Here is a 13,075-nt window from a genome sequence, read left to right on the forward strand (position 1 = left end):
GACGCCGAAGGTGTCCCGCAGGGTCACGGCGAATGCCGTGAACAGAAAGCCTAAGTTAAGTGCAGCGCAGCATACTTCAAATACTATGTGCTTTATCTGTAAATAGATTCAAAGGTGTTGATTTTAACCTCTTTCTTGCAACATCATAATATGCTTTATCAATTTCAAATCCTATAAAACGTCTTTGCATTTCTAGTGCTGCTACTCCTGTAGAACCTACTCCCATAAAAGGATCAAAAACTATGTCATTTTCATCGGTTGAAATTCTGATAATATGTTTTAATAGTTTAACAGGCTTTTGAGTAGGATGTTTGGGATTTTTAACCCTTTCAGCCCCCATACATATAGGGGTTTCAATAAAATTATGCATTTCTTTTTGAGATATAAAATTCCACTTATGCTTCTTATTCCAAAGTGCAACAATTAATTCGCAACTATTCAAAAAACCTGCCTTAAATATTTTAGGTGCAGGATTTGTTTTATGCCAGACCATAAATTGAAAAGTATCGAATTCTGAGTCGAAAGCATCATGCCATTTGCCAATTAGATTATAACTTGTAAATGCAAAAATATTTCCGTGGGGTTTAATAATTCTTTTAAAATCATCTACCCACTCAGAAGGATTAAATTCTACTTTATCCCATAAAGCTAAATCATTATTGATATCTTTTCGCCATTTTAATTTGATATTGCCTGTAGAGTAGGGACTTAAATTATAGGGAGGATCTGTTAGAATAAGATCAATACTACTATCTGGTATTGCTTTTATTAGTTTTCTACTGTCTCCTAATATTGTTTTATAAAATTTAATATCATCTATATCAATTTTTTTTATTTTATTCATCCTAAATATTTCCTTTTGATTGAATTTAATGCTTTTCTAATAAAATGTGCATTTTTTTCATATTCAGTTAAAACTATTTTATATCCTTTTTTAGATTTACAAATAAAATTCCAAAAATCTTTTCCAATAAGAAGTTCTTCTTCGGCGAAAAATTGTTTTACTCTTTGCTGATTCCAGGGTTTTCCTTCACCATATCGATTATAGGCAGTGGCAAAATACAATTTTATTTTTTTACCTTCTTGTAAAGTATTTGATAGAATAGCAAATTGCTCCAATAAAGCTTCCTTCTCAGAACGTGCCTTTTTATTATCTAAATCACCACCAATTTTCAATTCAATTAAATAATGTGTATCCGTATCGCTATCTATTAAGTAATAATCACTTTCATGTCTTTTAGTTAAAAGAGTTCCTTTTTCTGGTCTCTTTCTTAAACTTTGATAATCATTAATAGAAGGCTTTTTTTCATGTCGTTTGTATTTTTCTAAAAGACCAGCAATAAAATTTGTTTGATTGTTACTTAAGGGACCAGAAACTTTTCTGAACACTTTAAAATTTAATTCAGCAATTTGAATGGCCATCTTTTCCAGCATATTTCCAAGCGAACTATCTAAAGACCTTACAAGAGCAGTATAATATCTGATCTCATCACCTAAAGCTTTGATAAATACATTATGGATTTTCATGTTAATTGTTCCATCTGGATTGTCATATTCTCCTTCGTGCCGGGCCTGAAATCCCTCTGCATATGCTTGAACATGTGCTTTAACTATTTCCCTAATAGCTTCTTCAATTGATATAGATTTCATACTATTATATCTTTCCTGATTATTCAATTTTTCTCCCCTTTAAATATCCCTTTATTGTAATTTTATTAATTTGATCTTTAGATGCTGCCATAAATATTTTTCCTCTTTTCTTTTTATTATGCTAAAAAATGTAAAAAAGTCAAGATTTTCCTGCAAAGGGCGGAGGGGGAAGGGCATAGGGAGTGGTGCTGGATGAAAGATCACCCCCACCTTAATCCTCCCCCCTCAAGGGGGAGGAGGAAAGGGGTAAGGGCAAAGGGCGGAGGGCATAGGGAAAGGGAGAAATGGAGAAAGGGGGAAACGGAGAAACGGGGAAAGAGAGGGAGATTCTTCGCTTCGCTCAGAATGACAAGGAGAGAGGGATTACATTAAGCCTTCGACTTCTCCCCTGAGCGGTGCTTCGACAACGAAAGAAACTTTTATCGTATATTCTTTATCCGGACTGATTGAGGTTTCCCAGTGATAAATACCCAGTTCTTTTTCTTTGTCTTTGGTCGGTCTGGGCTCGAATTTAATCTCTTCCACTTTAATCTCAGGATTTTGAGGAACCGGCACAAAGTCGATAATCTTGCATTTAATTTCTTTCTTATGGAAGTTCTTAATCTTGTTCTCATAGAGAAATTCGTATTTTGTATTCTTCTTGACCAGACCGCCTTTTGACACCTTAGATTTCTTGAGTTCCCGCTTCACCTCAACCCGTTCATCAATGCCGAAAGAAAGGGTCTCTTCCTGGCTCGGTGCAATGAGCGGCAGACAGATATTGCCGGTGAAGTCATCACCCACATAGGTACCACCGCTGCCCGCGAGAAAGAGATAGTCAGTATTGTTCTTGAACTTTCCAGTAAGATAAGCGAGTTCACTCTGGCGCGGTATGATGAGATATTGAAACTCGGCGTCGAATGACGCATCAATAATCTTGAGTTTACGCTCGGGTTCACCGCTCTTGAGCGTATGTCTGCCTGGTAATCGATAGATAATAGATACCCCTGATTCGACCGCCACTGTCTCTGGTGCGCCGACGAGTTCTTCATCATAGACCTCTGGCTCTGCGGCAGCCTCCCTCAATGCCTCTGTCTTGGCAACCCTTTGCGGAGCCGGCTGATAAAAGTCGATATACCAGGGATACGGCTCAGGCGCGGCGCCGCCGTAAGCGGGTTTTGCAGTGGAAAGGTTCAATTCAACATCATTCCAGTCTTCACCGGTCCGCTGACTGATCTTGCTGAAGTATGATAACTCAATCGTGGACTGCGAAGGTTTTGCCCGCAATTCATAATAGGTCTCCCAGCTTGCACCATAAAGAATATATCTGAGTTCAATGGTATATTTTTTCTCTTTATCCGGATGCACATCAAAGATTATTGATTTCCGATTCTGGATATAGGAACGGACGTCGTTCAGCTCCGCTCTCAGGGCGTCGAGCTTCTTTTTCAGTTCTTTCCGCGCTTGTTCAATCTCAAAAATCCTCTTTTTCGTCTGAATCAGCTCTTCTGAGATAAACCGCAGACCTTCACGCCAGGAATCTGGTGATATCTTTGCAGACATTATCTCTTTGGAAAGGATGTCGCGCTGGTTCACTGAAATTGAGTTCAAAAACTTCTCTTTTTCCTGCTGGACAACGGTCTCGTCTGACAGGGCACGGTCTTCAACCTCCAGTTTTTTAATGCGGGTCTCCAGTTCTTTAACCCGGGGATGCGGAACCCTGATATAACCCGGTTTGACCATAACTTCACCGATCTTCAAATCTTTTGCTTTTATTCTAACTGACTGCTCTTCAAGCGCACCCGGTAAATCCAGAAACGCCACCTCAACCGACTCCTTGAGTTTGAGCTCGGCAATTCTGGTCACCATCACGCGGTCAGAATAGATGGTCACTGAATCGATCTTTGATTTTGCCTCAACCCTTTTCATAAAACCTCCTGTATTACTTCATCAACCTCGAGCAATCCCGGTCTCCCGGGTCAACAGAAATAGAAATAACGCCCCAGGGCGGATTGGTTTTTTTAAAATTAATAACTGTTATAACTTTACACTTTTTGTAGATAATGTCAAGGGAATGGGCATAGGGCGAAGAGCAAAGGGAGCGGGGTTGGATGAAAGATCACCCCCACCTTAATCCTCCCCCCTCAAGGGGGAGGAGGAGCGGAGAATGGGTGAATGGGAGCGGTGTTGGATGAAAGATCACCCCCACCTTAATCCTCCCCCATCAAGGGGGAGGAGAAGAGGGGAAAGGGCGGGGAGCGGGGGAAACGGAGACGGGGAGAATGGGAGAAACGGCTATTGACTTTTTTGTTGATTAAGATATAATGCCAGTATGAAGAATATCAAGTTTTGTTTAATTGCGCTTTTTATACTGACACTGAGTCCGCTGCAGGCGAATCAGACACGGATGTCGACACTGATGACCGGTATTTTCATCGACGACATAACCAATATCAATATCTTTCCGCATCAGCTGATAAAGTACAGAAATTCTCTGTATGCCGATGTTACTGAAACACTCCAGAATTACGGCATCATGCTCAGTCCGGAAACAAAGTACGGAGCCTTTGGCTGCTGGCAGAATATCGAAGAGAACCAGGGATTCAATATCGGATATGCGGTGAATATCGCACGATTCGACATCGGCATAGCCGGCTCACCGATCAAGGATCACACGAACTTCGGCGTGGGCCTGGGACGCACCTATTTCAACCGACGTTTCGACCTCTCTTTTGTCCTGTACAATGAACCGAATACAACCCGCTACACATTCAATCTGCGTCTCTCCCGAAGAAAGGGTGACTTCATCATCATCCCCGCTTACTCGCTCAATTATGTCAGCAATGACGAGGACCTCGATACCCACAAATTCGGCCTGATGTTCAAACGGCTCATCCTCAATGAAGGATTCGTCTATCTTGCCGGTGAATATGAACTGATAAACAACAGTGAAATAAACGACCTGCTCCACATATATTCGGGTCTGGAACTGCCCATAGGCAAACATATTGTCCTGCTCTGCGGTATAAAAGAGACCATGACCTATAAATTTGAATCACCTGAGTGGCGGATCGAACCCGGCATCAGCCTGCGCATCAGGGAATTCAGTTTTGATTTTCAAATCAACAGCGAAAGATTCTTTGATGACGACGTGAATCTCTTGAAGTCTGTGGGATTTGATTTAGACTTCAGCAAGTTTTAAGGGGGTCTAAGGCTTCCTGACAGAATTCTTTGCCTTGCAAAAAATTCTGTCAGGAAAAAGGGGGTTTTACCCCCCTTGGGGGTGTAGCTCAGTTGGGAGAGCAGTGCGTTTGCAACGCACAGGTCAGCGGTTCGAATCCGCTCACCTCCATTATTTTTTTGCAGGGTGATGTTATTTTCTAATCTGTTTGAGTACCCTTAAAAAATTACCGCTGAAAATCCTGTTGATATCTGTTTCTTTATAACCTTTTTCCTGAAGTTCTTTTTTTAAATTCTTGAGTCCTGCCGGCTCTTTAATCACGGCGTCGTTGATCCCGTCGAAATCACTGCCGATCGCCGCAATCTCAATCCCGAACTTCTCCACAAGATAGTTGATGTGGTCGGCAATCCCATAATCACCCAGATGGTGTTTTGAAAAGTTGACGCCGATGACTCCTGCCTTTTGCTTGATCGCCGCTATTGCACGGTCGTCGATATTACGCAGAAATGAGGGATTGAGCGCACGCACACAGGAGTGTGAAGCGATAATCAGGTTCTCCGTGTTTTCGCAGATGTCGAGGACCGTCTTTGTCGAGGCGTGGGACACATCGATTATCACATCGTATTGTCCCAGTCTCTTCAAGAATTCACGCCCCTTTCTGGTCAACCCTTTTTTATCCGCCTCCAGCGCCGAGTGCGCAAGTTTATTCGAGTTGTTCCAGGTTATTGTAAAGACCCGCACACCCAGATTATAGAGCGACTCAATCTGCTCAAAGGTATTGTCAAAGATGTGACCGCCCTCGACCCCGAGGATGAGATTCACCTTTTTACGGTCGAGTTCTTCAGATGACGTGACTTTATGGAGCACAGGATGTTCATTGAGATAGGCAAGGGTCGAGCCGAGCAATCTGATCGCCTCGACAAAAGGAAAACGCTCGCCGGGCATAATAAAATGGGCGAACACCGCACCGAGATAATCCTGTCGGTGCAGGTCTTCAGGAACGATGTGATTAAATCTTCTCTTTAAAATGTTGTGGGGTGTATCACAATGGAGGTCAAAGACCAATGACATAATATCACCTTTCTTTATTTTTTTTATCGATTAACAGAGAATCGAATACCACGCCGGCAGTATCAACCGCATAAAATTCCAGGCGGTCATCCTTTATATCAATAACACAGAAATGGTATTTATTGGTTGAGGCTGCAGTCCAGGAACTGTTCGAAACTCCATAAAGCGGTGCTCCGCCGCCGCCGGTGACGACATAGACCACGCCGTTTATCGGCCTGGTGCGTTCATAACTATGGTCATGACCATTAAAGACCAGATCAACATTATACTTTTCAAAAATCACACACCACTTCTCCCTCACCTTTAACCGGCTGCCGTGACTGCCTGATGAATACGGCGGCCTATGAAAGACCGCAAAGGTCCAGTCAATCAGTGTATCCTGAGCAGTCTCTTCAAGATTCTTCACGAGCCACTCGTATTGTTCGCCGTAAATATCAGTCTCGGTATTGAGAACAAAAATCCGCGCATTACCATAATCAACCCGATAATAGTCTTCTTTGCCGGGCAATGCAAAGGCACTGTCGTAAAACCAGAAGGGATACTCATGATTACCGATCGCCGGGATAAATTGTTTGCAACTTATAACCGTATCTTCAATATTAAAAAATGTACACCAGTCTGTGGTATCACCGCCTTCATTAACCAGGTCACCGGTATGCACGAGAAAATCAAAATCATAATTACTGATCTGATTGATTACGGCATGGTGTGCCTGAGAATCACTGCGTGTATCACCGAATGCAATAAAAGTGAATGTATCCGCATTCTTCGGAAAGGTGCGGAATGTATACAGGTCACTGTCCGGTAATACCCGATAAAAATATCGTGTGCCCGGTTCAAGACCGCTCAATTCAATATGGTGGAAATGAACAAGCCGATCACTGACAAGAGTATCTTTGAGTGTGGAATCAACGCCGTAGGCAAGCACACTCGACTCAGGAAGTGCACTGATCCAGTTTATGTATATCGAGGTCTCCGGAACATCAGCGGGTGTCAGATACGGCCGGGAATCAAAGAGCCCGTAAGCACCCACTCCCTGCACGACAAGCAGGAACATAAATAAAAATTTTGAATTTCTGTTATTTAAAAAATTTCCATTCTGCATTTTTCAACCTCTGTTCAACCCACGATTATCTTATAAAGGATAAAGAGCAGCACGACCATCACGATAATGCCGATACCCACAAAGCGGAACGGCTTGTAATGTTTTTTTCTCGGGATGAGTCTGCCCTCTTTGAAATTATATCTCTTCTTTATCATAAATTTTGATCATCCTCCGTCATCTTCCTATTCTTTGCTCTGCAGCTCCGTGCCGTCTCCGGTCAGGTTTTCATAGAGCGCCCGAATAATCTCTTCCTGCAGCCTTTCAATCTCTTTTCTCGGACGCACAAAATTATTAAAGAGCATTGAAAAGCAATAATCCGTATCATTGATATGCAGATATCCGGAAAGGCAGGAGACCGCATGCAGAGTACCGGTCTTGGCGCGCAGATATCCGTCGAAATCCTGGAATCTCCGTTCCAGGGTTCCTTCACCTGATGAAGGCAGGAGTTCGAAAAAAGCCGATGCATACCTTGACAGATACAGATAACGCAGCACAAGGCTGATTTGATAAGGTGAAATCAGGTTGTGGCGTGACAGACCAGAGCCGTCCCAGAGTGAAACCCGACCGGTATCGGCACCGCACACCGCCAGAAACCGCTTCAGCATTCTTATGCCGGCGACAAAGCTTCCCTCGCCGTAATACCGGGCTCCCAGGGTCTTCAACAGGGTCTCGGCATAGAGATTCACGCTCTCGACATTGAGTTCGTGAAGGATATGGAGCAGCGGTTCGGAAACAATCGAATCCAGGATTACAAGTGGACCTGATTGCACAGCCGGTTCAAAAGCCCTGCGGAGCCGACCTTTGAATTCAATGCCCTCTTTGAGCAGCCGCTCCTTAAAACAGGTGCCGAAAAAGAGCGCCGGATCCTTGACCGACACCTCGATATTTCTGGTATGTCCTGCACCGATGCCGCCGCTCACATAGATGATGTTCGCCTCGGGCCGACGCAGGATGATGATGCTGTCTTCACCCTCTTTGGTGCGCATATCATTGATCAACTTCACATATTCGGTCTCGGGTTCAATCACAACGTCGGCGTAATCACCGACCCGGGTCGCCTCGATCCTGACATTGACACAATTCTTGTTTATGGACAACGCCGATACCTCTGGAGCGTATCGTGCATCAAGATAATGCCATGCCCAGCCCACGGGCAGCCGCTCAAATCTGAAATTGTTGCCGTTCAAACTCAACTCGGTGAAATATGTATCATCCAGGATGATATCGCCCTCAATCTCTTTTATCTTTCGGTTCTTAAGCGCCAGAATGAACTGCTCCAGGTCTTCCAGTTCGAGCATCGGGTCACCGCCGCCGATAATCACGAGGTCGCCTTTGAGCCGATCCTTTTCTATCTTTCCCTGAAAACCGAGTCTGGTCTTGAAACGGTGTTCTGGTCCGAGGAAAAAGAGACCGGCTCCACTGGTGACGATCTTCATATTCGAAGCTGGAATGAGCAACTTCTGACTGAAGCGGGCGTAAACCACACTGTCATTACTCAGATTCAACACATAGATACCGTAATTCGCCGACCCCAGGTCAGCCTGGTTCAAAATACTGTCGAGGGAAACCAGTGAAAAGAGATAGATCATCAATATCATCTTGTCCCACCCTGTCTTTGTTTGACCTTTTTACGCACCGCCTTTTTGTCAGTGACCGGTGTAAAGAGCCCGACGCTTTCAACCTTACACTTACAAGCCGATTTGTTCCTGTTTTTGCCGCAGACCGGACACAGACCCGCACAGTCTTTTTTGCACAGCGGAGCAATCGGGATGGAAAGGATAATCGCCTCCCGTATCCCGATACCCAGGTCAATATGATTACCCGTATAATAGACCTTATCGATGTCGGTCTTTTTCAAATTCACCTTCTCGACATTGAGATACGGATCAGTGCCCTGCACATAACTGAGCAGGAGATCGGCTTTAAAGTCCCGGGTGAATCCTCCGAGACACCGCACACAGATAAAAGCAGCGGAAAATTGCACATTGAACCGCACCACCAGGCCGCTCGCTGAATTGTTTATCCTGACATCAGCGCTGATCCGATGGAACTTCTTGACCGGGTAAGCCTCCAGGTTCAGCTCTTTCGCCTTGATATCGATGAATTCAAAGAATGTCGCATCTTCGATGGTCTTTACCGGGACCAGAAATCTCGAGGCAGCTATGTCTTCAACTCCTTTTTCCGTGCAGCCGGGAACAGGATATTATTGAGAATCAATCTGTATCCCGGTGAATTCTTATACTGCCTTAAATCAGTCGGCGGGTCATTGACAAAATGTTGATAGTCTTCAGGGTCATGGCCTGCAAGATAGGTGAAGGTTCCTTTACCGTAATTTCCATGAATGTACTTCACCTCCTCGGTACCGCTCACCTCTCCGAGAATCAAAACCGACGGTTTGATCGTGCTCCTTCTGAAACCTGTACACTGTCCCAGAAACTCCTTTATCAAAGAGGTGTGGTTCTGGACAAGCATACAGGGCACCGGGTCGAATTTCGCCGAAAAATCGAACAGGGAAAAGTATGTGTTGGGTCCGCGTATCGACGCCTCCCGGGTCACATCAATCGTGGAATGTTCATAGACCAGGGGGTCGAGAATCACCTGGAAGTTCTCAAACGCCAGACATCGGGAAAAATCCAGTTTGCTGTTCGCCCGGGGGTCGAACGGGTCGCCGTCGTAGATATTATGACAGATATCAGTATTCTGAGCGGCGAGGGCGATCTCATACGTATCACAGGCAGAGCACATCGAGAATACAAAACCGCCTTTTTCAATAAACTTTTTTATCGCCAGAGCCACTGCCAGTTTCATCCGTGAGACCTTGGCAAACCCCAGCTTCTTTGCGAGCTCCTCGTTTATCCGCACCTCTGCCCTGTACCAGTCGGTGTTTCTCTGGCTCGCAAAGAACTTGCCGTACTGGCCGGTGAAGTCTTCGTGGTGGAGATGGAGCCAGTCATAATTCATCAACTTTCCGGCAAGAACGTCTTCGTCCCATACCTGGTCATAGGGAATGTCCGCATACTCGAGAGCGAGGGTGACCGCATCGTCCCAGGGCTCGAAAGTCTCTGGAATGTAGACCGCAATCTTCGGCGCCTTTTCCAGAAATATCGTTTCCATATTATTCTCTTCAATCGTCTCGTAGATCTGGAGTATCCTGTCGGGCGTCACATTCTCCCAGAGCACACCATTCAGGGCACAATCCTTTTCAATACTCATTGTGCGGTCCATTAAAAAAGAACCGCCCCGATAATTCAGAAGCCACTCGATATTCATTCCCTGTTCCAGGGCGTGATATGCGACGCCGTACGCCTTCAAGTGGTCGGTCTGGGTCAAATCCATAGGGATGAGTATCTTGTCACCGAACAACGGGATTGAAAGGAAAAGAAGAAACAGACTTTTTTTACAGCAAGAAAACGTCATTCTTCATTTTCCTTGATTACATTCAAAATCTCTTTGGGACTGCCGGCGTTCTTGAGCTGCTCACGCACATGTTCTTTGCGCAAGAGCCTTGAAAGTTTCGCCAGCGTCATAATATACTCTGACTTCTTGTTCTCCGGGGAGGCGATGAGAAATATGATGTGTGACGGCTTGCCGTCGATCGACGAAAAGTCAACCCCCTCGGGTGAACGCGCGAATGCAAGGAGCAGGTCGTCCACTGCATCGGTGCGCGCATGGGGGATTGCAATCCCGTCGCCGATCCCCGTGGACTCAAGATTCTCTCTCTTTGCCAGAGCCTTCTGAAACTCCTCTCCGTCTTTAACGAATTTCTTCTCAACCATATAATCCACCAGTTCCTTTATCGCCGCAATCTTCTCTTTCGCCTTGATATCCATAATAATCGCCTGGGGATTGAGGAGTTTAGATATTCTTAAAACCATTACACCTCCTTATAGATGTTCTTCATAACCCGACATTATAACCCGATCACCGGTACCGGGCAAGAGACGAATATCTTCTTGGTCTCATCCTTTTTCTTGATAAAGACCAGGTCGATTCCATAACCCTGAATATATTTTTTCAGGACATTCGACACATAGCCTTCTTCAATGTGAAGCGACGTCCAGACGCCGTTCTGCACAGCCTCATCCTCGGTCAGGTAAAGAAGCTGCCAGCCTGTTTCTTCGATTCTCCTGTGGAGGAGTTCGACCTTTTGATGGGTGAGGCGCGCCAGACGCGAAATCTTGCCCGTCTCAACGACAAAAAGAACAAAGAGTCTGCTCTTGAACTTTTTACACAATTGAACCGCAGGTTCGATTATCGATTGGTCTGTCTCCTCAGTGAACAGAAGAATAACCTTCTTGAACTTCATATAATATGCTGGAGTATCATATCCTTCTCAATTCTACTCTTTTCTATAACCCGGCACTTTATAATATATACCTCGACATATCGATATCACCGGCGATCTCTTTTAATTTACTGTTCACATAATCTCCGTTTATCTTTATCTGCTTTTCACTGATATTGGGAGCGGCATAGAGAATCTCTTCGAGCAATTTCGTCATCACGGTATGCAATCTGCGCGCGCCGATGTTTTCAGTGGACTCATTGACCCTGGAAGCAATCTCAGCGATCATCTCTATTGCATCATCAGTGAAATCAAGGGTCACACCTTCGGTCGCCATCAGAACACTGTACTGTTTGATCAAAGAATTCTCCGGTTCGACAAGGATCCGTTTGAAATCATCCTTTGTGAGTGAAGAAAGCTCCACCCTGATCGGAAAACGCCCCTGCAGTTCAGGAATCAAGTCCGACGGTTTTTTATTGTGAAAAGCACCCGCCGCAATGAATAGAATGTGATTGGTCTTTATCATACCGTATTTGGTCATCACGCTCGAGCCCTCGACAATCGGCAGCAGATCACGCTGCACCCCTTCACGCGAGACATCAGGTCCGTGGGTGGCGCCGCTGCCCGCAATCTTGTCAATCTCGTCAATGAAGACGATCCCGGAATTTTCAGTCCGCTCCCGGGCTTCATTTACCACCTCATCCATATCTATCAACTTATCCGCCTCTTCATTCTCCAGATAACGCAGTGCCTCTTTCACGCGCATCTTCCGTTTTTTTCTCTTTTTCGAGAGTTTGCCGCCGAACGCCTCTTCAATGGCGATGCTGATGTCGCCGATGCCCGCCTGATTGAAGAGCTCGACAAACGGCATCTTCTGGCTTACGACCTCGAGCTCAATGGTCCGGTCGTCGAACTTGCCCTCGCGTAATAATTTCCTCATCTTTTCCCGGGTGCTGAGGGCGGATTCAGTGAACTCCGCACTCTCTGGAGATGTGAGGGGTGGTGCTTTGGAAATCGGAGATGCAGGTAAAAGGATATCGAGGATTCTCTCTTCGGCGAACTGTTTGGCTTTTTCCGCCACGAGTTTCATCTTTTCCTGGCGCACCATATTGACTGAAATCTCAACCAGGCCCCTGACCATGGACTCGACGTCCCTGCCCACATATCCGACCTCAGTGAAGCGCGACGCCTCGACCTTGATAAAGGGAGCCCGTGCAATGCTCGCCAGACGGCGTGCGATCTCAGTCTTTCCAACACCGGTCGGTCCGATAAGGATGATATTATTCGGATAGATCTCTTCCCTTATTTTACCGCTCACCCGCTGCCTGCGCCATCGGTTGCGGAGTGCAATCGCAACCGCCTTTTTCGCCTCCGTCTGACCAATCACATATTTATCAAGTTTGGCGACGATTTCTTCAGGTGTAGGATAAACGTGGGACATCACGCCGTTCCTTAACGCTGTGTCCAACATTGAGTAAATTATATAAAATTATTTAAAGATGTCAAGGGGAAGGGGGAAAGGGCAGCTCTGACGAATCAAATTGTTGATTTTTGGTTTTTTAAGGTTATTGGTGGGTTAAATTGTAAGATTTTACAGGGGATAAACAAAAGGGTAGACGACTCCCTCATATTTTGTATACTTATTTTAAGAGTTATTTGGGGGATAAACCCAGAGCTGAAGGCTTTATCAAGAAGTATCAAAGCGAATCTGGAATCGTTGGGTTCTAGCGGTTTCGATTTCGTGAGGCTCAAAAAGACTGGTTCTTAAATCTTCTAAGAGCCAATGGGCAATATTTCGAATACT

General features: G+C 45.1%; 12 protein-coding genes and 1 tRNA gene. 2 read left to right on the forward strand and 11 right to left on the reverse strand.

The features are described from left to right. Positions 1-76: 76 nt before the first annotated feature. The 3 genes from ENI34_06105 to ENI34_06115 all read right to left on the reverse strand — a co-directional run bounded on the left by ENI34_06105 (position 77) and on the right by ENI34_06115 (position 3,558). Complete coding sequence (locus ENI34_06105; protein HEC78699.1) at positions 77-844, reverse strand: site-specific DNA-methyltransferase; 768 nt, start codon at positions 842-844, stop codon at positions 77-79. Further along, positions 841-1,677 carry a TdeIII family type II restriction endonuclease gene (locus tag ENI34_06110; protein HEC78700.1) on the reverse strand — a complete coding sequence of 279 codons (837 nt, stop codon included), beginning with the start codon at positions 1,675-1,677 and terminating at the stop codon, positions 841-843. The genes ENI34_06105 and ENI34_06110 overlap by 4 nt, the downstream gene beginning before the upstream one ends. A gap of 336 nt (positions 1,678-2,013) precedes the next feature. Continuing rightward, on the reverse strand, positions 2,014-3,558 hold the full coding sequence (locus tag ENI34_06115) for a mucoidy inhibitor MuiA family protein (protein HEC78701.1): 1,545 nt from the start codon (positions 3,556-3,558) through the stop codon (positions 2,014-2,016). 403 nt (positions 3,559-3,961) lie between these two features. Here ENI34_06115 and ENI34_06120 point away from each other — a divergent pair, with 403 nt between their 5' ends. Continuing rightward, positions 3,962-4,831: a hypothetical protein gene (locus ENI34_06120; protein HEC78702.1), complete on the forward strand. Its 870-nt coding sequence runs from the start codon at positions 3,962-3,964 to the stop codon at positions 4,829-4,831. 77 nt (positions 4,832-4,908) lie between these two features. Next, positions 4,909-4,981 (forward strand) — tRNA-Ala (locus ENI34_06125). A gap of 21 nt (positions 4,982-5,002) precedes the next feature. Here the strand turns inward: ENI34_06125 and ENI34_06130 are convergent. The 8 genes from ENI34_06130 to hslU form a co-directional block, all read right to left on the reverse strand. After that, entirely contained in the window at positions 5,003-5,881 is an 879-nt protein-coding gene (locus ENI34_06130; GenBank protein HEC78703.1) for a hypothetical protein, read from the reverse strand. 4 nt (positions 5,882-5,885) lie between these two features. Then, complete coding sequence (locus ENI34_06135; protein ID HEC78704.1) at positions 5,886-6,986, reverse strand: metallophosphoesterase family protein; 1,101 nt, start codon at positions 6,984-6,986, stop codon at positions 5,886-5,888. 182 nt (positions 6,987-7,168) lie between these two features. Beyond that, positions 7,169-8,584 carry a D-alanyl-D-alanine carboxypeptidase/D-alanyl-D-alanine-endopeptidase gene (gene dacB, locus ENI34_06140; protein HEC78705.1) on the reverse strand — a complete coding sequence of 472 codons (1,416 nt, stop codon included), beginning with the start codon at positions 8,582-8,584 and terminating at the stop codon, positions 7,169-7,171. Beyond that, positions 8,581-9,150: a DUF177 domain-containing protein gene (locus ENI34_06145; protein ID HEC78706.1), complete on the reverse strand. Its 570-nt coding sequence runs from the start codon at positions 9,148-9,150 to the stop codon at positions 8,581-8,583. The genes dacB and ENI34_06145 overlap by 4 nt, the downstream gene beginning before the upstream one ends. Continuing rightward, complete coding sequence (locus ENI34_06150) at positions 9,147-10,376, reverse strand: asparagine synthetase B (GenBank protein HEC78707.1); 1,230 nt, start codon at positions 10,374-10,376, stop codon at positions 9,147-9,149. The genes ENI34_06145 and ENI34_06150 overlap by 4 nt, the downstream gene beginning before the upstream one ends. 23 nt (positions 10,377-10,399) lie before the next feature. Further along, a complete protein-coding gene (locus tag ENI34_06155; GenBank protein ID HEC78708.1) occupies positions 10,400-10,861 on the reverse strand; it encodes a PTS sugar transporter subunit IIA in 462 nt (153 codons plus the stop codon). Positions 10,862-10,896: 35 nt separating this feature from the next. After that, positions 10,897-11,292, reverse strand: a complete 396-nt coding sequence (locus ENI34_06160; protein HEC78709.1) for a hypothetical protein — start codon at positions 11,290-11,292, stop codon at positions 10,897-10,899. Positions 11,293-11,350: 58 nt separating this feature from the next. Continuing rightward, positions 11,351-12,712 carry an ATP-dependent protease ATPase subunit HslU gene (gene hslU, locus ENI34_06165; GenBank protein HEC78710.1) on the reverse strand — a complete coding sequence of 454 codons (1,362 nt, stop codon included), beginning with the start codon at positions 12,710-12,712 and terminating at the stop codon, positions 11,351-11,353. Positions 12,713-13,075 lie beyond the last annotated feature (363 nt).

The sequence above is a fragment of the candidate division WOR-3 bacterium genome (genome assembly GCA_011052815.1).
In the GTDB taxonomy this organism is placed as follows: Bacteria; Hydrothermota; Tepidihabitantia; order SM23-42; family SM23-42; genus DRIG01.